The sequence below is a fragment of the Saccharopolyspora hattusasensis genome (genome assembly GCF_050972075.1).
GTDB lineage: Bacteria > Actinomycetota > Actinomycetes > Mycobacteriales > Pseudonocardiaceae > Saccharopolyspora > Saccharopolyspora hattusasensis.
In genome coordinates this window covers 3,388,431-3,408,737 of record NZ_JBPCDC010000001.1, presented here as the reverse complement: position 1 = coordinate 3,408,737, position 20,307 = coordinate 3,388,431, and the positions used below count along the sequence as shown (strand labels likewise).

General features: G+C 68.0%; 20 protein-coding genes, 1 tRNA gene and 1 pseudogene. 14 read left to right on the top strand and 8 right to left on the bottom strand.

Annotated elements, in window-relative coordinates; genetic code table 11:
• Positions 1–8 precede the first annotated feature (8 nt).
• The gene (locus ACRXBZ_RS15615) at positions 9–2,582 is read right to left on the bottom strand and encodes a glycohydrolase toxin TNT-related protein (protein WP_433879747.1); all 2,574 of its coding nucleotides are present in this window, start codon (positions 2,580–2,582) and stop codon (positions 9–11) included.
• A 274-nt stretch (positions 2,583–2,856) separates the two neighbouring features.
• Here ACRXBZ_RS15615 and ACRXBZ_RS15610 point away from each other — a divergent pair, with 274 nt between their 5' ends.
• Genes ACRXBZ_RS15610 through ACRXBZ_RS15595 form a run of 4 tightly spaced genes read left to right on the top strand, consistent with a single transcriptional unit; the run spans position 2,857 to position 6,001 of the window.
• Positions 2,857–4,119, top strand: coding sequence for an MFS transporter (locus tag ACRXBZ_RS15610; protein WP_433879746.1), 1,263 nt, complete (start codon positions 2,857–2,859; stop codon positions 4,117–4,119).
• A complete protein-coding gene (locus ACRXBZ_RS15605; protein ID WP_433879745.1) occupies positions 4,116–4,796 on the top strand; it encodes a DMT family transporter in 681 nt (226 codons plus the stop codon). The genes ACRXBZ_RS15610 and ACRXBZ_RS15605 overlap by 4 nt, the downstream gene beginning before the upstream one ends.
• A gap of 6 nt (positions 4,797–4,802) precedes the next feature.
• Complete coding sequence (locus ACRXBZ_RS15600; RefSeq protein ID WP_433879744.1) at positions 4,803–5,654, top strand: bifunctional methylenetetrahydrofolate dehydrogenase/methenyltetrahydrofolate cyclohydrolase; 852 nt, start codon at positions 4,803–4,805, stop codon at positions 5,652–5,654.
• A 53-nt stretch (positions 5,655–5,707) separates the two neighbouring features.
• Positions 5,708–6,001: a DUF3017 domain-containing protein gene (locus ACRXBZ_RS15595; RefSeq protein ID WP_010315983.1), complete on the top strand. Its 294-nt coding sequence runs from the start codon at positions 5,708–5,710 to the stop codon at positions 5,999–6,001.
• 128 nt (positions 6,002–6,129) lie between these two features.
• Here ACRXBZ_RS15595 and ACRXBZ_RS15590 read toward each other — a convergent pair whose 3' ends face one another.
• Both ACRXBZ_RS15590 and ACRXBZ_RS15585 read right to left on the bottom strand, forming a co-directional pair.
• Positions 6,130–6,966, bottom strand: coding sequence for a DUF4253 domain-containing protein (locus ACRXBZ_RS15590; RefSeq protein WP_433879743.1), 837 nt, complete (start codon positions 6,964–6,966; stop codon positions 6,130–6,132).
• Between the two features lie 88 nt (positions 6,967–7,054).
• Complete coding sequence (locus ACRXBZ_RS15585; RefSeq protein ID WP_433879742.1) at positions 7,055–8,098, bottom strand: medium chain dehydrogenase/reductase family protein; 1,044 nt, start codon at positions 8,096–8,098, stop codon at positions 7,055–7,057.
• Between the two features lie 94 nt (positions 8,099–8,192).
• Here ACRXBZ_RS15585 and ACRXBZ_RS15580 point away from each other — a divergent pair, with 94 nt between their 5' ends.
• Positions 8,193–8,873: a TetR/AcrR family transcriptional regulator gene (locus ACRXBZ_RS15580; RefSeq protein ID WP_433879741.1), complete on the top strand. Its 681-nt coding sequence runs from the start codon at positions 8,193–8,195 to the stop codon at positions 8,871–8,873.
• 334 nt (positions 8,874–9,207) lie between these two features.
• Here the strand turns inward: ACRXBZ_RS15580 and ACRXBZ_RS15575 are convergent, their stop codons facing one another.
• From ACRXBZ_RS15575 to ACRXBZ_RS15565, 3 genes are all read right to left on the bottom strand, one after another.
• Entirely contained in the window at positions 9,208–9,408 is a 201-nt protein-coding gene (locus ACRXBZ_RS15575; RefSeq protein WP_433879740.1) for a DUF1918 domain-containing protein, read from the bottom strand.
• Positions 9,409–9,492: 84 nt separating this feature from the next.
• Positions 9,493–9,921, bottom strand: a complete 429-nt coding sequence (locus ACRXBZ_RS15570; protein ID WP_433879739.1) for a DUF8711 family protein — start codon at positions 9,919–9,921, stop codon at positions 9,493–9,495.
• A 329-nt stretch (positions 9,922–10,250) separates the two neighbouring features.
• A complete protein-coding gene (locus ACRXBZ_RS15565) occupies positions 10,251–11,081 on the bottom strand; it encodes a metal-dependent hydrolase (protein ID WP_433879738.1) in 831 nt (276 codons plus the stop codon).
• Positions 11,082–11,285: 204 nt separating this feature from the next.
• On the opposite strand from ACRXBZ_RS15565, the gene ACRXBZ_RS15560 reads away from it, so the two are divergent.
• The 7 genes and pseudogenes from ACRXBZ_RS15560 (at position 11,286) to ACRXBZ_RS15530 (ending at position 17,006) form a co-directional block, all read left to right on the top strand.
• The gene (locus ACRXBZ_RS15560; RefSeq protein ID WP_433879737.1) at positions 11,286–12,506 is read left to right on the top strand and encodes an NADP-dependent isocitrate dehydrogenase; all 1,221 of its coding nucleotides are present in this window, start codon (positions 11,286–11,288) and stop codon (positions 12,504–12,506) included.
• A gap of 905 nt (positions 12,507–13,411) precedes the next feature.
• Positions 13,412–14,053, top strand: a complete 642-nt coding sequence (locus tag ACRXBZ_RS15555) for a hypothetical protein (protein WP_433879736.1) — start codon at positions 13,412–13,414, stop codon at positions 14,051–14,053.
• A gap of 451 nt (positions 14,054–14,504) precedes the next feature.
• Complete coding sequence (locus ACRXBZ_RS15550; RefSeq protein WP_433879735.1) at positions 14,505–14,813, top strand: SH3 domain-containing protein; 309 nt, start codon at positions 14,505–14,507, stop codon at positions 14,811–14,813.
• A gap of 83 nt (positions 14,814–14,896) precedes the next feature.
• Positions 14,897–15,079 (top strand): annotated as a pseudogene (locus ACRXBZ_RS15545) (DUF4177 domain-containing protein); the annotation flags it as partial.
• A gap of 69 nt (positions 15,080–15,148) precedes the next feature.
• Positions 15,149–15,223: transfer RNA gene (locus ACRXBZ_RS15540), tRNA-Val, on the top strand.
• A gap of 654 nt (positions 15,224–15,877) precedes the next feature.
• Positions 15,878–16,402, top strand: a complete 525-nt coding sequence (locus tag ACRXBZ_RS15535) for an RICIN domain-containing protein (RefSeq protein WP_433879734.1) — start codon at positions 15,878–15,880, stop codon at positions 16,400–16,402.
• Between the two features lie 304 nt (positions 16,403–16,706).
• The gene (locus ACRXBZ_RS15530; RefSeq protein WP_433879733.1) at positions 16,707–17,006 is read left to right on the top strand and encodes a hypothetical protein; all 300 of its coding nucleotides are present in this window, start codon (positions 16,707–16,709) and stop codon (positions 17,004–17,006) included.
• A 132-nt stretch (positions 17,007–17,138) separates the two neighbouring features.
• Here the strand turns inward: ACRXBZ_RS15530 and ACRXBZ_RS15525 are convergent, their stop codons facing one another.
• Positions 17,139–17,438 (bottom strand): hypothetical protein, encoded by a 300-nt coding sequence (locus ACRXBZ_RS15525; RefSeq protein WP_168584083.1) that lies wholly within the window; start codon positions 17,436–17,438, stop codon positions 17,139–17,141.
• 708 nt (positions 17,439–18,146) lie between these two features.
• Here ACRXBZ_RS15525 and ACRXBZ_RS15520 point away from each other — a divergent pair.
• Positions 18,147–18,548, top strand: a complete 402-nt coding sequence (locus ACRXBZ_RS15520) for an SSI family serine proteinase inhibitor (RefSeq protein WP_168585379.1) — start codon at positions 18,147–18,149, stop codon at positions 18,546–18,548.
• A gap of 366 nt (positions 18,549–18,914) precedes the next feature.
• On the opposite strand, the gene ACRXBZ_RS15515 is transcribed toward ACRXBZ_RS15520, so the two are convergent.
• Positions 18,915–19,325, bottom strand: a complete 411-nt coding sequence (locus ACRXBZ_RS15515; RefSeq protein ID WP_433879732.1) for a hypothetical protein — start codon at positions 19,323–19,325, stop codon at positions 18,915–18,917.
• Between the two features lie 475 nt (positions 19,326–19,800).
• Here ACRXBZ_RS15515 and ACRXBZ_RS15510 point away from each other — a divergent pair, with 475 nt between their 5' ends.
• Positions 19,801–20,163, top strand: a complete 363-nt coding sequence (locus ACRXBZ_RS15510; RefSeq protein WP_433879731.1) for a hypothetical protein — start codon at positions 19,801–19,803, stop codon at positions 20,161–20,163.
• The last annotated feature ends 144 nt before the right edge of the window (positions 20,164–20,307 follow it).

Below are 20,307 nucleotides of genomic sequence, written 5' to 3'. Positions count from 1 at the left end.
GGATCGGGTTACTCCATGGGTGGGCGGTCGTTGGCCGGCATTTCGGCCAGGGTGCCGTCCGCGAGGAGTTCGCTGATCGTTGCGGGGAGCACGAACGCCGTGCCGCCACCGGGTTGTTCGAACCACGGCACCGCGGTGCCTCGCATCGCCTGGAGCGGCCGCTGCACCCGGTACGCGAAGTACGAGCGGTTCGACCACTGCGGCGGCAGCGAACGGTGCGTGTACGGCGTGCGGATCGTGTAGGTGACGTTGCCGTTCGGCTCGCCGAACCGGTCCAGTTCGGTGCCCGGCTGCAACATCACGATCCGCCGGTCCCGGTACAGCGTCAGCGGCGGCTCACCGCTGAGCGGCTGGATCTGCTGCCCGCCCTGGGCCTGCCCGCCCTGCGGCTGCCCAGCCTGCGGTTGACCTGGCTGCGGTTGACCTGGCTGCGGTTGACCTGGCTGGCCGCCCTGCGGCGGACGCGACAGCCCTGGCGGCGGTCCCTGCCGGTGCGGGCCGGCCATGCCGGGCCCACCCGGGCCTGGGCGCCGCTCCGCGCCGCCGACCGGGCCCTGAGCAGAACCTGGCGGCACCGGAGCGCCGCTTTCCCGACGCGGCTGGCGCTTCGGCAGGGGCGGCGGCGCGCCCGGTCCGCCGACGGGCGGCTGCGCGGGCTGCCCGACCGGCGGCGACGGCGGTGCCGTCGGACCAGCCGGGGGCTGTGCGGGGCGGTCCAGCCTCGGTGCGGACTGGAACCGGGGCGTGTAGTCCCCGGCCTGGGCCGCGGGTTCCTGGCTCGATGGTTCCGGCGGCGCACCCGCCGGCTCCTGGTTCGCGGTGAACAGCGGGTTCGCCCCGCCGAGTTCCGGTTCCGGCGCCGAACGCTGCGGCAGATCGGCCGGTTCTGCCGGGGAGCGCTGCGGCAGGTCGGGAACGTCGGGCGCGGAGCGCTGCGGCAGGTCGAAAGCCTCTGCCGGGGAGCGCTGCGGCAGGTCGGGAACGTCGGGCGCGGAGCGCTGCGGGAGGTCGAAAGCCTCGGGCGCGGAGCGCTGCGGCAGGTCGGGAACGTCGGGCGCGGAGCGCTGCGGGAGGTCGGGGACTACTGGCGCCGAGCGCTGCGGGAGGTCGGCCACCGGGGCGGGGCCCGGCGCCGCAGCGCTGGCGGGCCGGTCCATCAGGAGGCTGCCCAGCAGGTACGCGGCGGCGTGGTCGACGCGGGCGAACCGGACTTCTTCGCCGCCGTCGGAACCGGCGGTGACGACCCAGTCCGCGCCGTCCTCGATCAGGCAGCGGGCGTCCGGGCTGTGGCTGCCGATGCGGTAGCCGGCACCGTCCACCCGGTGGTCGGTGAGCCGGTCGTGCAGCTTGGCCAGCACTTCCTGCGTGTCGGGCGCTTCGGCCTCGTCGAGCACGTGCCGGGATCCGCCGGTCGGCTCGGCGCGCTCGGGCTCGTCGTCGAAGTCCGGCTCCGGAATGGGCTCCGGCCTGGCAGACGAGGTCTCCGGCTCGTCGTCGAGCCCGTCGTCGAGCCCGTTGTCGAATTCGTTGTCGAGCCCGTTGTCGAGTTCGTCGACGGGCTGGTCAAGGAGCTCGCTGACCGCTGCGTCGCGGGTGACGTCGTCGACCTCGACGAGCTGGAAGCCGCGGCTGCGGATGTGCTCGAAGAGTTCGGCTTCCGGCGGCACCCCGTACTGCGTCAGGTAGTACGCGATGGCGCCCGGCCACAGCCAGGCGCCGTCGGTGTGCCAGGTGCCCGGCACCGAGGCGGCGCGCTCCGGGTCGAGCTGGTCCTCTTCGTCCTCGCGGGAGGCGAGCACGACCGGGGCGTTCTCCAGGTACTGGCGCAGCGCCGCGACTTTCTCGGCCGGGACCGGCTGGCGGTCGGCGACCACCGGGCGGCCTTGCTCGTCGTAGTCGTCGAAGACGTTGGCCACCTGGAACCCGTCGGCCGGTTCGGCGATCCTCGGCTCTTGGATCGGCGCCTGGGCGACAGCGGGTCCGGCGTCCACGGGTCCGGGGGCAGCGGGTCCGGGGGCAGCGGGTTTGGGGGCAGCGGGTCCGGGGGCAGCGGGTCCGGGGGCAGCGGATTCGACCACCGGTGCCTCAGCGACCGGCGGCTCCACGGTCGACTGCTCGGCAGTCGGTGCTTCGGAGGCCTGGGCAGGGGTGCCGTCGAAGCGCTCCCGCATCCAGTCCGGGACGTTCTCCTCGGCGCGCGGGTAGCGGCGCAGTTCGTCTACGTACGCGGCGCTCGGCAGCGGGCGCTGCCAGAGGGGCTCGGAATCGAAGTTGATGTCGATCCGGTAGCTCGATGGACGTTCGACGACGTAGAGCGCGCTGAGCCAGGTGCCCACGTCGGGACGGTACATGCCTTCGCGCAGGCGCTCGAAGATCTCCTGCAGTTCGATCGGCGGCTCCCAGGGGCGGGAACTGCCGTCTTGCACGGCCACCTCACCCAGCAGGTCGTGGTACTCACCGGTGGCGCGGTACTCCACCGTGATCTCCTGCCAGTCCTCGGGAGCGCCCTGTAACAGCAGAACCCCGATGCTGCGGGCGATCTGCTCCTGCTCTTCCGGACTGATCGCTGTCGGACGCGACATGGGCGACATCCTCCCCCTCTCGACGAAGCAACCCGACTCCACCCCGGCCAAGACGCTACTCGACGCGGACCCGGGGATGTGAGTTGTGGGCGAGTTCAGCGCCGTTGGTCCAGGACACGTGCGCACCTCCAAGATCCTCATCACATCGCGCGGTGATCTCGTCACGAGAGCCTGCCTGCTGGGCGGCCGGATGAACATCACACCACCAGGTGGATCGGACCAGCGGCGGTCCGGCCGAGGCGGATGGTCGACGAAATTCGGTAGCGGTACGGGCGTGCCAGACGCCAGAGTGAGTCGTGTGCTGCGTCCTTATCGACTTCTGGCGGCGGTTCCGCATGCGTCGAGCCTGATGGCGTTCAGCCTGCTCGGGCGCCTGCACATGCCTGCCCTGGCGATGGTGCTGGTCTTCCTGGTCGTCGACTGGACCGGGTCGTACGCCATCGGCGGCGTCATCGGGGCGACGATCACGGCAGGTCAGGCCATCGCCGGACCGCTGCGTGGCCGGGCGGCCGATCGCAGTTCGGCGCCGCGCCTCCTAGTGGTGACCGGGCTGGGTTCCGGGCTCGGGATGGCGGCGATGGTCGTGGTGTCGCGCTGGGTGGATCCGGCGCAGTGGTGGCTGATGCTGCCGGTGGCGCTGCTCGCGGGGCTGTCGCACCCGCCGATCACGCAAGTCGGTCGGGCGATCTGGCCGCGGCTGACCGACGGTCCGGCGCGGGAGGCGGCCTTCGCGGTGGAGGCGACGCTGCAGGAGCTGCTGTTCGTGATTGCGCCGATGCTGGCGTCGTTCGTGGTGGCCGCTTGGGGTCCGGTCGCGGCGATGTTGTCCTGCGCGGCCTGGGCGGCTCTCGGTGCGGCGATATTCGCTGCTTCGCTGTTGCGCGCGGGGATGCGCGAGGCGCCGGGGGACGGCGCGAGCGGTGCCGGCAAGACCGGGTCGTTGTTCCGGGTGCCGGGTTTCACGTCGTTGCTGCTGTTCTTCGCGCTGCTGGTCGGCGGGTTGATTGCGGTGGACCTGATGCTCGTCGGCTGGGCCCGAGAGCGGGGCGCCCCGGAGCTTGCGGGGCTGCTGGCCATGGTGTGGGCGGTCGGTTCGCTGGCCGGTGGCCTGGTGTCGGGCGGTTTCGCGGCGCGCCCGCGGCTTTGGCTGCGCGTCCTGCTCGCCGCGCTCGGGCTCGCCGCCCTGGTGCCCGCTTTGCCGCCGATCGCCGATCCGGGTTCGCCGTGGTTGGTCGGCGCGATCTTACTGGTCGGGGGCACCGCGATCGCGCCGACACTGGCCGCTTGCAACGGGCGGCTGGCGGACCTGACGCCGGTCGAGCGGCGCAGCGAGGCGTTCGGCTGGATGGCCAGCGCGACGACGCTGGGCGGCGCGCTGGCCGCCCCGCTGGCGGGTTGGATGCTCGACGTCTCCGGCCCGGCGGCGGCTGCCGCGGCGGCGGCCGGATTGGCGTTGCTGGGCTTCGGGTTTGTCGTACATCACAGCGTTCGGGCATCGCGTGCGCTGCCGGAGACGGAGCAGACTTCGGTTACGTGACTGCTACTTCCGTGCGGCGAACGCATGACCGGCCGAAGACCCGGGAACGCGTGCTCGGCATGTTCGGCGCGGCCGGGGTGGGGGTGCTGCTCGCCATCCAGGCGCGGATCAACGGCACGCTCGGAGCGCGGATGGACGACGGGATCGCCGCCGGGCTGATCTCGTTCCTGTGCGGTTTCGTCGTGCTCGTGGCGGCGACCTTCGTGATCCCGCAGGCGCGGCGCGGCTGGCGGAACCTCCGCGCCGAGCTGCGCAAACCGGATGATCTGCGGCCATGGCAGTGCCTCGGGGGCGTGTGCGGCGGATATCTGGTGTTCACGCAGGGAATGGCGGCGACGGCGCTCGGCGTCGCGATGTTCACCGTCGCGGTGGTGGCCGGGCAGGTCAGCAGCGGGCTTGTGGTGGACCGGCTCGGATTGGGTCCGGCCGGGCCCCAGCACGTGACCCCGGCGCGGCTGTTCGGGGCCGGGCTGGCCGTGGTGGCGGTGGTGATCGCGGTGTCCACGCAGTGGGGAAGCGGTCAGGCGAGCTGGCTGGTGCTGCTGCCCGCGCTGGCCGGGATCGGGCTCTGCTTGCAGGCGGCGGTCAACGGCCGGATGAAGCAGGCCGTGGACGCCGTCGGTGTGGCTGCAATGCCGGACCGGGCGGGACGGTCCGCGCGCCGTCTGCCACGATGAACAGCCGTGAGCGCGACGATTCTGGACGGCAAGGCCACCAAGGACGCGATTTTCGACGAGCTGCGGCCCCGGGTCGCCCGACTCGTCGAGCAGGGGCACGCACCAGGGCTGGCCACAGTGCTGGTCGGGGATGACCCCGGCTCGCAGTCTTACGTACGTGCCAAGCACAACGACTGCGCCAAGGTCGGCATCAAGTCGATCCGCAAGGACCTGCCCGCCGACGTCAGTCAGGCCGACGTCGAGGCGGTGCTGGACGAGCTCAACGCCGACCCGGCCTGTACCGGCTACATCGTGCAGCTGCCGCTGCCCAAGCACCTCGACGCCGGGCCGCTGCTTGAGCGCATCGCGCCGGAGAAGGACGCGGACGGACTGCACCCGATCAGCCTGGGGCGCCTGGTGCTCGGCGAGGAGGCACCGCTGCCGTGCACCCCGCGCGGCATCATCGAGCTGCTGCGCCGCTATGGCGTGCCACTGAACGGCGCGCAGGTCGCGGTCGTCGGCCGCGGCATCACCGTCGGCCGCCCGATCGGCCTGCTGCTCACGCGGCGCAGCGAGAACGCCACGGTCACGCTTTGCCACACCGGGACCAGGGATCTCGCCGAGGAGGTGCGCCGCGCGGACATCGTCATCGCGGCGGCAGGCAAGCCGCACCTGATCACGGCGGACATGGTCAAGCCGGGCGCGGCGGTGCTCGACGTCGGTGTGAGCCGCACCGACGCCGGGCTGGCCGGGGACGTGCACCCGGACGTCGTGCAGGTCGCCGGGTTCGTGTCGCCCAACCCCGGCGGGGTCGGGCCGATGACCCGCGCGATGCTGCTGACCAACGTCGTCGAGGCGGCGGAGCGCAACGCCGGCTGATCCGTGCCGGGGGTGCCCCTGGTTAGAGAGTCCACCACCACGGGAGGAACGGCGTGAGCGAACGGTTCGGCGACGGGTCGCGCCTTTCGGTGCACGTGCCGTTCGGCCTGGTGCTGCTGGGCGTGCTGATCGGGCTCCTGCTGATCGCCCTCGGGCATTGGCGGCGGGGTTCGGTGCTGCTCGGTGTTGCGCTGCTGGTCGCGGCGGCGATGCGCGGCATGGTCCCGCAGGAGCGGGCCGGGTTGTTGGCGATCCGCAGCAGAGCTGTGGACGTCCTGCTCTACAGCGGGTTCGGGCTGGTGATCATCGCTGTGGCGATGACCATCAAGGGCGGGCTGCTGGGCTGAGCGCCGTGCGCTGCACGGAGAACACCCGTGAGCGTTTGTGGGTGCCATAGCACCCAAAAACACTCACGGGTATTCTCGGCGCGGTCACGGAGCTGGCGACCGCTTCAGCTTCGTCACGTCAGCCCGGGCTACTCCCACCAGAAGGACCAGGTGCGGCGGCCGCGGATCTCCTGGGCGTAGGCCCCGATGGTGCCCGTCTCCTGGATGATCCGGTCCGGGCAGAAGGTCCAGTGCTCCGCGGCGACCGCTGCGGCGTGGTCCGGGTCCTGCGGAGGCGCCGCCACGCTCAGGTCGAGCCGGTCCGGGCCTAGGCGCAACAAGCGCGCCCCGAAGCGCTCCTCCCAGCTGCGGGCCATCGCCGAAAGCCCCGCCGTCCGCGACACGTGGTTCGCCGCGCCCGACCAGCCCAGCGCCGTCAGCACGTCCGCGCCGCGCTGAACCGGGACCAGCGCGAGCCGGGTGTAGGCGTCGATGAAGCGCGGCAACTGCTGGTTGGCCAGGACATCCGGGTCCGCCAGCAGGTTCCCGCCCCGCGCCGGTCCCGGGCAGGCGTAACCGAACGGGGCCAGCACTTCCAGGTCGTACGCAGGCCCCAGGTCGTCGTCGGCCTGCACCAGGCCGTCCCAGATCCGGACCATCACGTCGACGACCCGCCAGCGATCGATGTGCTCGAGCGGTTCCGGCGGCACGACACCGACGGTGCACCGCTCCCCGTAGACCTCGTCGCTGTCGCACAGCAGCAGCGGCAACAGGCCGGTGAGGCTGTGCTCGGCTCGGAGGGCGGCGATCAACTGCGGCACCGGGGCGGCGTCGCTGATCCAGCACAGCGGGGTGGGGTTGTCGCTGAGAGCGGTCTGCTCGGTCAGCACCTCACCTGGCGGTAGCGGGACGGAAACCGCTGCACGGGTGCCGAAAACAGCGGACAGGTCGGCAGGAGCCCCCGCTTGCCGGTCGTCTCGCAACACTTCACCGCCTCCTAGCCAAACGCCCCTCGTCGCGGACCACCTTAGAGGCAGGCCTGGACCTGTTTCCGCGGCGGTGCGCGCGCGAGGCCTAGGCGCGATCCGGCGAAAGGCCGGGGACGAGCACGATTCGCCCGGTCTCGGTGCCCGCCATGTGCAGGTCCAGGGCGCGCGCCGCGGATTCCAGTGGCAGCCGGCGGGCGACCAGGGGCCGCAACTGTCCACAGGCGACCATTCGGAGCAGCTCCGCGAGATCCGTTCGGAACTGGGCGTTCGGCTTGACGTAGTACATGCGCATCCGGCGGCCGCCCGTGCGCCCGAACAGCCGCGCCAGCTCCCAGCCGGCGAGCCGCCGCCCCAGGCCGAGGTAGGGCAGCCACCACGGTCCGTCGTCGTGCAGCGTCGCCGAACTGCCGTAGGCGTGCAGGGAGCCGCCGGGCGTGAGGAGTCGCCACGACCGATCCAGGCTCGCCGGACCGAGCGGGTCGAAGATGGCGTCCACGCCGCCGGGCGCGAGCTCCACGACGCGGCTCCCGACGTCCTCGGTGCGGTGGTCGATCAGCTCCACCCCGATGCCCCGCAGCGCTTCGTGCCGACGAGCGGAGGCCGTTCCGATCACGCGGACCCCGGCGGCGACGCCGAGCTGGGCCAGCAGGATGCCGACCCCGCCGCCGACGCCGTGCACGAGCACCGTCTGTCCACGTCGGACTTTCGCCGCGCGGTGCAGCAGCTGCCAGGCCGTGACGCCGTTGAGCACCACCGAGACCGCCGTCGCGGCGTCGATGTCGTCGGGCACGGAAACCAGTTCGCTGTCGCGCACTTCGACGTATTCGGCCCACGCGCCGGTGCGCGGCATCGCCGCGACCCGCTGGCCCGGACGCCAAGAGGTCACCGCCGAACCGACCGCGACGACCTCGCCGACCAGGTCGTAGCCGGGCACGAACGGGAACTTCGGCTGTGCCGGGTAGCGCCCGCGCAGCATCTGGACCTCGGCGAAGGCCACCCCGGCGGCCTCGACGCGGACCAGCACGCCGTGCGGCCCGGGCGCGGGCGGCGCGCTGCGGCGCGTGGTGACGACTTCGGTCCCGCCGAGGCCGGTCAGCACGATCTCGGTGCCGCTGGTGGGGATGGTCATGGACGCCTCCCGTTAGAGCTAATTCTGTTCGTTAGAAGCTGTAACGTAACTATGAGCCTGTTACGGTTGGGCTGTCAAGCGGAGGAGGCAGGGCATGGAAGCAGCGCCGCGCAGCCCGCGCGAGCGGTTCCGGGAGCAGACCCGCGGCGAGGCCAAGCGGGTCGCGCTGGAGCAGCTCGCCGAATCGGGGCCGGAGGGGGTCTCGGTGAACGCGATCGCGAAGCGGATGGGCATCACCGGCCCCGCGCTCTACCGGTACTTCGAGAACCGGGACGCGCTGCTGACGGATCTGATCGTGGACGCCTACCGGGACCTCGGCGACGCGATGGACGACGTGGTGCAGGCGAACCGGCGGAAGGCACCCGCGACGAGGTTCCGCGAGCTCGCCGCGCGGTTCCGGTCGTGGGCCCTGGAGCAGCCGCACCGGTACCTGTTGCTGTTCGGCACGCCCGTGCCGGGCTTCCGGGCCCCGGAACTGACCATCGACCTCGCCGACCGGGCGTTCCGGCCGCTCCTCGACGTGTTCGCCGAACTCGCCCCCGACGGCCTACCCGGGGAGCGCACGATCCTGGACCGGCAGCTGACGGCCTGGCGCGAGCTGCGCGGCGGGCCGGCCGCACCGCCGGCTGTGCTGCAACGCGGACTGCATGCGTGGTCGCGCATGCACGGCCTGGTCAGCCTGGAAGTGGAGGGGCAGTTCGTCGCCATGGGCGTCGATCCGGAGCCGTTGTTCCGGGCGGAGGTGGAGTCGATCCTCGCCCAGCCCTGGCAGTAGAGTCCGTTCCCGAACTCGTTTGCTGGAGCTTCTGGTGGCTGCCCTGGCGGGAGGGGATGTGGTGCCGCCCCGCCAAGTGGTGTGAAGCGAACGGCCTGCTCGCCTCGGTAGGCGGCGCGAAGGGTCCGTTCGCTTCAACCAGCACATTCCAACAGCCTCTACAGCCCAGCCGACGCGCTCGCCGCGGACGCGCACGATTTCCGCCGGGACGTCGGGTGCCCGTAGGCGGGCATCGTGGACCTGTGGCGGCGCGAGTGTGCGTGCACCGCTCGCCTGACGTCGAGTAGCGGTCGTGCCCGCCGCCTGCGCAGTCCGCTTGCCGCGATTTGCGGGGTCAGTCGCCCTCGCGGGGACGGGGCGTCTCGATCGAGCAATCGCCGCCCGGGTACACCAGGCCTTCGTGGCCGTCCCTGAACCGCACCTTGTACGGCGGGGCGCCGTCCTCGCCGAGGACTTCCAGGATCTCGGCGAGCTTGTCGGCCTCGTCGATGTGCCTGCTGTGCACGTGCAGTTGGTCGCCTACGGCTGCTTTCATCACCTATCACCTCCGCGGTCCCAGACTAGGTGACCGAGGCCACACCGCGCATCGGGTGAGCCGCGGAGGTGATGGGCCGTTTCGTCAGTTGCCGATCTGCGAGCAGGTGGTGGTCACCTGCCGGTACTTCTCGAGCTGGGTGCTGGTCCACTCCGCGCTCGACTCCAGCGTGATCTCGCCGGATGCGACCTGCTGCACGGACCGCTGGACTTCGATCAGGTTCTGCCGCAGCGTCTGGTCGGCCGTCTGCTCGACCAGCTGGCGCAGTTCCTCGGCCTTCGCTTGCGCGTCGGCCTGCGCCTGCTTTGGGTCGGCGAAGTTGGGCATGAAGCTCGCGACGTTGATCGCCCGCAGGCAGGCCGACGCCGCGTCCAGGTTGTCCTGCGCCTGCCGGAGCTGCTCGTCGGCATTCTGCAGGTTCTGCCGGGCTTCCTGGACCTCGCCGCACGCGGCGAGGCCGATCAACAGCGGCAACGACAGCGCTGCCACCACGAACCGCTTTCGAGCTCGCATGTTCCCTCCGGGGCTTCGGGCGGCGCCGGTGTGATTGCCGCTCTTGTACCCTATCGGCCCCGGAACGAGCGATGGGCGAAATGTCGTATCCTGCGGTGCCCGACGTTGCGATTCGAAGCGAACGGCCTGTTCGCGCCACCTGGAGCCGGTCGCAAAATTACGCCCATCACGTACCGTGATCGATCGATGACGGCTGAGGCGGCCACTGGCGGAGGAACGGCGGCGATCAAGCCTGATTTGGGACTTCGGTTCACGGTTTCGCCGAAACGCAACAGGATCCCTGATGGCGCGGACTGTCGGTTCGCTCCCTCAGTGATGCTCGCGCCGGGTCAGGACGGGGCAATCCAGGCCATGACCTCGGGCGGCAGGTCGAGCTGGGCGAGCCACGGAGCCGCGCCGACGCGGTAGAGGGCGACCGCGCTGAAAACCACGGCGGCGATCGTCAGGCCCGGGCCGACCAGCATCATCTCCACCTTGCCGCCGGTCCTCATCCGCAGCGCCTTCGGCGGGGCGACCGGGTACCAGGTCATGCCGCTCAGCGGCACCGGCCAGAGCATCGGGCAACCCTGCTCGGTGATCGCGTCGCCGATGAAATGCGCGATGCAGCCGATCATCACCGCCACCCCGAAGGCCGCGGCGTTGGTGGGCTGGTCGTCGGCCCAGGCCCAGCAGGCGATGGTGAGCAGCACCGAGGCCACGGTGATCAGTAGCGCGTCCTTGCCGGAGGACCAGGTGTGCAGCAGCCCGCGGACCGCAAGCCCGGCGAAGAAGAACATCAGCACGCCGAGCGCGGCGCCCTCGCTGGTCTGCGCGATCGCCGTGGTGATCAGCCCGGCGAGCACCGCGAAGACGATGGTGTGGGTGAAGCCGCGGTGGGTGCCTTCCCGGTCGCTGTCGTGCTTGGTGCGGGTGAGGCGGTAGATGAAGCCGCTGAAGCCGCTGATCCCGGCCGACGCGCCGCGGGAGACGGCGCCGAAGGTGCTGGCCACCGTCGACTTGGGGTGGTCGATGTCGGGCAGCAGCGCGGCCCCGGCGGAAAGCGTCGCGCCGACCACCCAGGTCTTCGGTGATAACTGTCCAAGCGTGTGCGTGTCGGCCAGGGCGGTCACTGCCGCCCAAGCCGCGACACCGCTCATCGCGTGCGTCGGTCCAGTCGACACGGGCCCCTCCAATATCAGCCAACCAGAGATCGTTCGATCGAGTGTCGAGCCTAGAAGAAGATCACGACACAGGGCACGCATCACGAACAGTGGCGCATCGCGCGTCCGCGCGGGTGGTGGTGGGCGACGGGGACAGGGCACAATCGAGGCCGATAGCAGTACGCTTGTACCGCTTGCATTCTCGCGAGAGGAGCACCCCGCCACATGAGCAAGATCAAGGTTCAGGGCACCGTAGCCGAGCTCGACGGCGATGAGATGACCCGGATCATCTGGGCCTTCATCAAGGACAAGCTGATCCACCCGTACCTGGACATCAACCTCGACTACTACGACCTCGGCATCGAGCACCGGGACGCCACCGACGACCAGGTCACGGTCGATGCGGCCAACGCCATCGCCAAGCACGGCGTCGGCGTGAAGTGCGCCACCATCACCCCCGACGAAGCCCGCGTGGAGGAATTCGGCCTGAAGAAGATGTGGCGGAGCCCGAACGGGACGATCCGCAACATCCTCGGCGGCGTCATCTTCCGCGAGCCGATCGTGATCTCCAACATCCCGCGCTACGTGCCAACCTGGACGAAGCCGATCGTCATCGGCCGTCACGCGCACGGCGACCAGTACAAGGCCACCGACTTCAAGGTCCCCGGCCCGGGCACCGTCACCGTCACCTTCACCCCGGAGGACGGTGGCGAGCCGATCGAGTTCGAGGTCGCCAAGTTCGGTGCGGACGGCGGCGTCGCGATGGCGATGTACAACTACCGCAAGTCCATCGAGGAGTTCGCGCGCGCGTCCCTCCGCTACGGGCTCGATCGCGGCTACCCGGTCTACATGTCGACCAAGAACACGATCCTCAAGGCCTACGACGGCATGTTCAAGGACGTGTTCCAGGAGATCTTCGACAACGAGTACAAGGCCGAGTTCGACGCCAAGGGCATCACCTACGAGCACCGGCTGATCGACGACATGGTCGCCAGCGCCCTGAAGTGGGAGGGCGGCTACGTCTGGGCCTGCAAGAACTACGACGGTGACGTGCAGTCCGACACCGTGGCGCAGGGCTTCGGCTCGCTGGGCCTGATGACCTCGGTCCTGATGACCGCCGACGGCAAGGTAGAGGCCGAGGCCGCGCACGGCACGGTGACCCGCCACTACCGCCAGCACCAGCAGGGCAAGCCGACCTCGACGAACCCGATCGCTTCGATCTTCGCCTGGACCCGGGGCCTGCAGCACCGCGGCAAGCTGGACTCGACCCCGGAGGTCGTCGGCTTCGCCGACACCCTGGAGAAGGTCGTCATCGAGACTGTCGAGAGCGGCAAGATGACCAAGGACCTAGCGCTGCTCGTCGGCGGCGACCAGGCGTTCCAGACCACCGAGGAGTTCCTCGCGACGCTGGACGAGAACCTCCAGAAGAAGATGGCCGACCGCTGATCTTCGGCACCTGGTGAGAACGCCGTCCCCCTCGCGGGGGCGGCGTTTCGGTTTTCCGGGCGTCAGGGGGCGAAGATGCAGAACTCGTTGCCTTCCGCAATACCCCACTTGTGACATCTTTTCTGCCGCTGGCCCCTGTGGTGCGGAAACCGCTGCGACGCAAGGTTTTCCCCGCATTGCACAGGCACATGACGAACCGGCCACCACAATCATCGAGCCGCTGTTCGGCGAAGTCACCTGGGACCCCGAGTGGGAGTCCTACGTCCGCCGATACCAGATCGGCTGGATCGAGCTGGCGCGCAAGAACGGCAAATCCGAGCTGCTGGCGTTCATCGCATCATGGTCGCCGCGACCACGGCCGGGGACGACCCTGCCAGCTTCGCGCCCGCAGCGAGCACGACGAGTGCGTGCGGATCATGGACGACCCAGACCGGGCGCGGCACCGCTTCGCTTACGTCCGCAACGTCGTCCTCGACCGGCGGACCAACGGCCGGTCACGCTTGATCGCCCGGTAGTTCGGTTGCCACAAGGACTCTGCTCTTGAAGTTATCTCAGCAGAACTCCTCACGGTTTCTGAGTGAATCGCCGGGTATACCAGCCTCAGTGTGGGCACGACGATCCCTAATGTCCGATGGAAAACTCCGCCGGAACCGCAAATTCATGCTGGAGGCTGAGGCGATGATGCCGGTCAGGCTGCGTCGAGGTTTGGCTGTCGTGACTGTCGCAGGAGGGCTGTCTGCTGCTCTAGCTGGCAACGCGGGAGCTGCTCCCCGAAACTACATTGATTCTGCAGAGATTCTCCCGAAAGATCCAACGATCCGGGAGCGGCTAATTGATGGGCACCTTATAAACGGCATTCGCATGGCACACCCGGCGACCGCTCGGTGTGCCACACTTGGAAGATGGTGGAATACAACATCCGCGCCGCGCAGCCATCTGAGGCCGAGGTAGAAAGCCTGACGAATGAGCTCGTAGTCCGTCCGCATGTCACACCAGATGACGGTTCGGTGAGCAGGATGGTCGAGTGGCTCCGAACCGAACGACGTAAAGGCGGAGCCGAGCTGGCAGGATTTCACATTGCGGAACACCCAGTGTTCGATTCGTTTGCCAGTCGCAATGCTTTGAATAGTCCAGGTGTGATCGAGTCCGTGCTCGCCCATGAATCCGTGCGCGATTCGTTGCCGCACTTCCGGATTGCCAGCCCGATTAAATACAGGGACTTTGGGCGCCGCCTTCGCGGGTGGAGTGTTGTCTGGCCTTACCGGGTCGCGGGCGATTGGGCAACCTGCTTGGATTCAGGCGGATTCGACGTATTTCCCGATGACGTCAAAGGGGCGGGCCGAGAGGCACGTGGGGCTGCGGCTATGGACACGGCGATGTCCGCGTACAAGGCTCTCACTGGCGGTCGCTACCGCCCTGGCATTTGTGCCTATCAAACCTCGGACGCCTGGTGTGAATGGTTTCCTGGTGTTTTCAACAGCACGTGGATCATGTACGACTCCGGCTTCCGCCTGCTGTGGCTTCTGGCGATCACCGACATGGATTGACGCCCTAGATCCCATCAAGCAGCGATAGCCTTGGCCGAGGCAATCGCCCTCCTGAATGCCCGGAAGATGGCTGAGCAGCCGGCCGCTGCGAATCAGTGGCTTAACTGCAATACGGGACGTACGGCCTGGATTCGGCGGGTTTGGTCCGTACGCAGTCGCCTTGGCGGGTAGGGCGACGCCGTGGCCGGGATGGGTGGCTCGGCGGAGCAGATCAACCAGGGTCGTGCTGGCGATCGGGCAGATGCAGGCCAAGGGCAAGGTCCAGAACGCGGCCATGCGAGCGATTCAACTGGGCTACAGCGCGCGTGGGCTACAGCGCGCGCTCGAACGCCGGGCGGGCGACACCCGAGGCGTTGAACCGGGCGTGCCGACGGGTGCTCCGGGTTCCGTCGCCGCTTCCGGCGTCGGACGCTGTGCCTTGGACGACCGTGGTCGACCAGGGAGGTATGCCATGTTCCTGCTGCCCCGCTCGTTGCTGCTCATCGGCGCCGGTGTCCTCGGGGTGAGCTACCTGATCGGTACTGGACAGGCCGGCAGCGGATTCGGCGGACCCGAGCCGTGCACCTTCCGGGTCACCGCCGACGTGCTCAACGTCCGCTCCGGTCCCAGCTCTGCGAACGCCCGGGTGGGCGAGCTGCGCCAGGGCGCGGAGGTGGCCGCGACGCCGAACGTGGTCGGCGGCTTCCGCGATCTCGGCGACGCGCGCTGGGCCGCCACCGAGTTCTTGGCCCCAGCGCCGGACAGCACCTGCGGCCCCTGACGGAACCCGCGGCGGCCGCGCATCGTTCACCCCATGACACGTGTTCGCGCTGACGGGGAGAGCCGAAGCCGTACCAGTACAAGGTCGTGGAGCTCCGGGAGAAGTGGCTCGGCGGCAAGATGTCCGGCGACAAGCTGGAGCGGGTCCTCAACGACCACGCCGCCGACGGTTGGCAGCTGAAGGCGATCACTGGTACGGACGTCAAGGGTCGGCTGGGCCCGGGTGGCGTCGAGGGTCTGCTGGTCACCTTCGAGCGCCAGGTGTGAGGGCGGGGTGGTGCACGCCCGCGCTGGGGGCTCCGCTAAACTGGTGCCTGCAAGCGGCCGGGCCGCCCGGCGCGATTAGCTCAGCGGGAGAGCACTACCTTGACACGGTAGGGGTCACTGGTTCAATCCCAGTATCGCGCACCAGCTCTCGCAGTTCGGAGCCCCTGTCGACGCACGTCGGTGGGGGCTTTCGGCGCTCCGGGCGGGGCACACGTGTCCATTGTGGATGTCAGGCTCGCGGAACGTGAAGTTGGTCCGGCGGCGGCAGCAATTGGCTGGAGTTCTACCTCTACGACGTCCACCGGTCGCGGGGTGATCACGTCGATGACTTCCTTCGCGCGAACACGCACTGTTTCCAGCCCGCTGTGGCGTGACCACGGCGGCTCGCAGGCCGTGGTGTGCTACTTCGACCCGCTGGGCCGAGGCTTCCGGACATCCGGTGTTCCTGATGACCTTTCGGGTTCGGCTCGACCGCAACGCGAATCACCCTTCTGACGGATGTCTACTGGGGACTCCCGTCGTGCGGCGACTCCTGCCGGTCGTGGACGAGGCGATGCGCACCCCGACTTCTCTAACCTGAAATGAGAGTCATCTTTCTCAGCATTTGGGCGTTGTCAAAAAAGGTCCATTGAGGACTGTTATCCGCTTTGATCTAGGCGTCGTTACCGAAGTCGCTGATCGACCACTCGTTGTAGTGACCCGGTGCGAACTTTCGCTCCGCTGCTGGTAGAGATCCTTATCGGATGGTCGGAAAACCGATCGCCATTCCCGAAAAACATTCTGTGTGGAGGGGTAGTAATGAAGCGTGCTCGCTGGATGCTGGGTGCCCTCGGTGCCTTGGCAGCGGTTTCCCTCGTGCCGGCCGGTGCCCAGGCTGCGTCGGCTCCTTCCCCCATCGGATTCAGCACGGAGATCACCAGCGCGGTCGACGGTTCCCGGTGGGCCGACTTCGGCGGCGACCCGGTGATCAAGGCCGCCCAGTTCGGGGTGTTCGGCGACGCTGACAAGTGGGTCGTGTCGAACCAGTACGACGGCAGCGTGACCATCCGGAACCAGCAGACGAACCGGTGCGCGCAGGCCAACCTGCAGTGGGGGCCGGAGGTCCTCGCCGTGCCGTGCCTGCCCGGAAGCCCGAGCCAGCGCTGGATCGTGGAGGAGCGCGCGGCCGGTTACGTCATCAGCCCGCGGGCGACGCCGGACCTGGCGGTGTCCGTGGAACAGCCGAAGTCCCCCGCGGGGAGCTGGCTGAAGCTCGAGCCGCGCTGGGACCTGAACGGGTCCAGCACCGCCAAGTCCGGGCACGTCTTCCGGTTCGGCATCTGATCTGATCACGGTGGCCCCGCTGGGGCCGGAGAAGTGCAGCGGCCCGCTGGTCCGACGAGCAGTCGTCGGCCCAGCGGGCTTCTTCATGCTCGAATCGGCGAAAGCGGTGTCGCCCAACGGTGATCACTACATGGTGTGATCACCGGAGTTTTGCTTGCCACCGAATGTCGTTGCACCGGTAGATTTCTGTTGCCCCTTTTTCGGGGTTTGGATTCCGCGAAACCCGAAGGCGATGTGCATTTCAGGATCGCTGCGGGGATCAGGAACAGTGCGGAAATAGTCGGTCTACGAAGGGAATCGGTTGATGCGTACTGCAAAGCGCGTGCTCGCTGCCGTCGCTGTGGGGGTGCCGCTGCTGCTCGGGGTGTCGGGTACGGCTCTGGCCGCTCAGGGCAACGGGCACCCGGTGAAGGCTTCCTGGATCGTGAAGGAGACCCAGGAGCAGAGCGCGCAGAACCACACGGTACAGAACAACATCAACGTCTCGCCCATCACGCAGATCAGCCACAACAGCAAGGGCGAGCAGGCGGCGATGACCTTTACCCAGCAGAACAACGTCAACGACACCGAGCAGACCGAGGGCGAGATGGACGTCGACGACTAGGGTCGGCACAGCCGCCCGATCAGTCGTGGCGGAGATCAAGGAGCATGAAAACGGCTTGGCCCGGCGAGAGAATCGCCGGGCCAAGCCCTTTCATGGTGCGGTCGAACCGCGGCAGCGAGGGGGTCCCTGCCGTCAGTCCTCGTCCGCCTGCCAGGCCGCCTCGGTCTGGTCGGTGTCGGCGTCGTTGGCCTGGTTGCTCCAGCTCACCGAGTTCGCCTCGCCGCTACCGACGTTGAACGTGTACTGCGTCGGCTTGTTGAGGTTGGCCTGCTCGGTGTTGGCGTCCTGGTCCTGGTTCTGGAGCTGGTTGTCGGAGATGGTCGGCCATCCCTTGTGGTGGTGGCCGCCGTCGGCGAGAGCCATTCCCGGGGCGCCGAGCAGGATGGGAAGGCCCAGGGCGGTAGCAGCGATGACGCGCTTGGCAGAACGCATAACGAATATTCCCCTTCGTACTGATTTGTCGAATGACGCCGCAGGAATCGCCGGCCGCCTTTGTCGGGTCGAATGGCAGTGGATTCCCATCGGGTTTTGAAACCCTGCCGCAGCGGGGTCTTCTAAAACATAGCGCTGCCTGATCTTCTCGCAACCCCAGATTTCGGTCGCTCACCTCATCTGATGATCTCCACTGGAATATGCACGGTGCGGCGCACCGGATGAGGATCTTCGTCCGGGGCAACACGCTGCGTTGTGCAGTAGTTCGTCGTGCGGCGGCGCCGGAAACGATCACGCGATCGGCGATCGCAGCCCGTTTGTGTCGGATCGTGACTACGTTCCGTTCGTCGCCCGTGCGCTGCATTCGATTTGCGGATGATCGACGTCGGCACGAGGAGCCGGAACTCGATTAATGGGCAAATCTACGTGAAATTTCGTCATTTATCCCCCGGTTCGGAACGCTGACGAGCTAATGGGAGCTACCCGGTGTCGTCGGGCGGCCCGGCGCCGTCGCCGAGTCGGATCGTCGCCCGCGGTCGCCGTAGATCTTCCGGGAGCGAATTCGGGGCTCATTGGTGGCTGGCGGTGATGATCAACGCTTAGAGGGAATCCGATCGGTGATCGTTTTCGGCTCGCGCGGAGAGGTCGTTCCGGGTGCGGTAAGGAAGACGGGGGTTTCCATTCCGGCCAGGACGGAGGATGCACGAAATGACCGAATCTCGGTTGCTCGGCCGCGGTGTCGCCGGCATTGTCTTCGCTGCGGTGGTGCTGGTTCCAGGGGTTGCCGCGGCCGCGTCCGGCGATGACGCGGACCAGAGCACGCTCAAGCTGACGGTGACGGAGTCCCAGAAGTCCCGGACTGTCACGCTGAACTGCGACCCGGCGAGCGGGGACCACCCGCGCGCGTCCGTCGCGTGCGACGAATTGCACCGGGTTGAAGGGAAGTTCGAGCGGTTGGACCCGGGGCAGCCGAAGAACTGCACCAAGGAAAGCCGGCAGACCACCGCATCCGCGGAGGGGACCTGGCGCGGCCAACCGGTCGGCTACCAGGTACTGCTGGCCAATCCCTGCGAGCTGAAGGCCGCGACCGGTTCCGTGTTCGCCTTCTGAGCGCACGAACCGCCGAGCGCCGGCCCGGCCAGAACATTTGCCGGAACACGCTCCTGATGTCTTCGCCACACCCCATGGATTGCCGAAAGGCAAGGAGTGCAGCGTAAAAGTCGCCGCCCGTGGTCCAGAAGCGCACGCCACGCGGCGGAACCAAGGCGGGATCGCATGTTGGAGGGTGCGACTCTGGCCCTCCGGTCCGCCTGCGCTGCACTCTCGCAGTGGCTTCACCGGCTCCCCGGTGAAGCCACTGGTCCATTTCCTGGATCGGGTGGTCGCAGCACTGCGGATGAGTACTGCCGATGAGCATGGCAAAAAAGTCGGGGAGCGGGACTGTTCCCGCTCCCCGAAATAATTCCGGCACCTGTCCTAGCAGTGTCCAGTGATGGTCCGGTCGATGACGACCGTGGGACCCGTCGTCACGATGAGCCGGGAGCTTCCGTTGTTGGCGACGGTGACGCTGTTGATGGATACGCCGCCGCCGCTGACTGACCCGCTGGCCCGCACGTTTCCGTCCACTGCCACGGAGTACGAAACCGCCTGGCGGTCATTGGTGGCGCTCCGGAACGTCAGCCGCACGGTGGTGAGATTATCCTGTCCCACAGTATCTTTCCGAAATTTCCCAACGATGGGCAGGTCTGCAGTGCGCAGGCACCGGGCTTCGCCCACCTCCACGTGCAGCGGTGGTCCGGCCCATGCGGTCGCGGCTGCCACCGAGGCGCCGGCGGTCAGCGTCCCGAGCGTGGCCAGCACGACCGCCGTCTTACTGCGAATTTCCATGGCTTGCCTCCTGAAACGAAGTCCGGATCGGGATCAGCAACAAACGCTAGGGGTGGTTCGCGCGATGTGCGCGCGAGCTTCCCTTTCTTGATCCAAACGGGCGAAGTGTCTCAAGTTGGCGACGCCGATCGTGTTGCGCAAGTCCTTATAGCGCAATGCCTTTAGGCTTCCTCGTTGTTGATCATTTAGTGATCTGGATCGGTGGATTCTACGTCTTGATCCTTTCTGTGGCAAGTCGCAATTGCTTCATCTGATCAGTTGAGTTGTGCTGGTTGAGATCGGTCAGCCGAACGACGCTGCGTAGTCGTGCATCCGCAAGGGTGGCGAGCGATTCTCTTTGGTGTGGCCCGACATGCCGGACCCCCCCCATATCAATGGCAACGTTTCTCTTGCCGGTCGGTGCACCCCCCAATCCCCGGAATTTCGGGGAACTCAAGCCGACCTGGTCGTGTCCAACATGGATGGGAGTTAAGGAATGCGTACTTCGATTCGTCTTCTCGGTGTTACCGCCGCTGCGGCCGCGATGCTGGCGAGGGGATCGCCTGCCTTCGCTGGTGAGAAGGGCAAGGGCCACGAGAAGGACGACCACTCGGTGACCTCCTCCGAGGCCAACGGCGGCAACGGCAACGGTGGCATCGGCGTGAACGTCCTCTGTGGCATCGGTGTCGGTATCCTGGGCGAGGGCAAGGGCTCCTGCTCGGCCGGCACCGGCGGCAACGGCACCGGCGGCAACGGCACCGGCGGCAACGGCACCGGCGGCAACGGCACCGGCGGCAACGGCACCGGCGGCACCGGCACCGGCGGCGACGCCGAAGCCACCTCGTACGACGAGGACTGACGCCGAACCGGGCACCGGCAGCCCGGAGCGTCGAGTTGAGAGCGTGTCGACCGTTCTGTGCGCCGGTCGGCACGCTCTTTCTTTGCGGGCACAACGAAGTTGATCGCACCTCTGGGTGACTGGGGGTGTGATCTGCATGTCGCT

Coding starts and splice junctions, on each gene's coding strand:
- ACRXBZ_RS15615 (WP_433879747.1), bottom strand. CDS start 2,582: ATGTCGCGTCCGACAGCGATCAGTCCGGAAGAGCAGGAGCAGATCGCC.
- ACRXBZ_RS15585 (WP_433879742.1), bottom strand. CDS start 8,098: ATGACCATCCCCACCAGCGGCACCGAGATCGTGCTGACCGGCCTCGGC.
- ACRXBZ_RS15580 (WP_433879741.1), top strand. CDS start 8,193: ATGGAAGCAGCGCCGCGCAGCCCGCGCGAGCGGTTCCGGGAGCAGACC.
- ACRXBZ_RS15575 (WP_433879740.1), bottom strand. CDS start 9,408: ATGAAAGCAGCCGTAGGCGACCAACTGCACGTGCACAGCAGGCACATC.
- ACRXBZ_RS15570 (WP_433879739.1), bottom strand. CDS start 9,921: ATGCGAGCTCGAAAGCGGTTCGTGGTGGCAGCGCTGTCGTTGCCGCTG.
- ACRXBZ_RS15560 (WP_433879737.1), top strand. CDS start 11,286: ATGAGCAAGATCAAGGTTCAGGGCACCGTAGCCGAGCTCGACGGCGAT.
- ACRXBZ_RS15550 (WP_433879735.1), top strand. CDS start 14,505: ATGTTCCTGCTGCCCCGCTCGTTGCTGCTCATCGGCGCCGGTGTCCTC.
- ACRXBZ_RS15535 (WP_433879734.1), top strand. CDS start 15,878: ATGAAGCGTGCTCGCTGGATGCTGGGTGCCCTCGGTGCCTTGGCAGCG.
- ACRXBZ_RS15530 (WP_433879733.1), top strand. CDS start 16,707: ATGCGTACTGCAAAGCGCGTGCTCGCTGCCGTCGCTGTGGGGGTGCCG.
- ACRXBZ_RS15525 (WP_168584083.1), bottom strand. CDS start 17,438: ATGCGTTCTGCCAAGCGCGTCATCGCTGCTACCGCCCTGGGCCTTCCC.
- ACRXBZ_RS15520 (WP_168585379.1), top strand. CDS start 18,147: ATGACCGAATCTCGGTTGCTCGGCCGCGGTGTCGCCGGCATTGTCTTC.
- ACRXBZ_RS15515 (WP_433879732.1), bottom strand. CDS start 19,325: ATGGAAATTCGCAGTAAGACGGCGGTCGTGCTGGCCACGCTCGGGACG.
- ACRXBZ_RS15510 (WP_433879731.1), top strand. CDS start 19,801: ATGCGTACTTCGATTCGTCTTCTCGGTGTTACCGCCGCTGCGGCCGCG.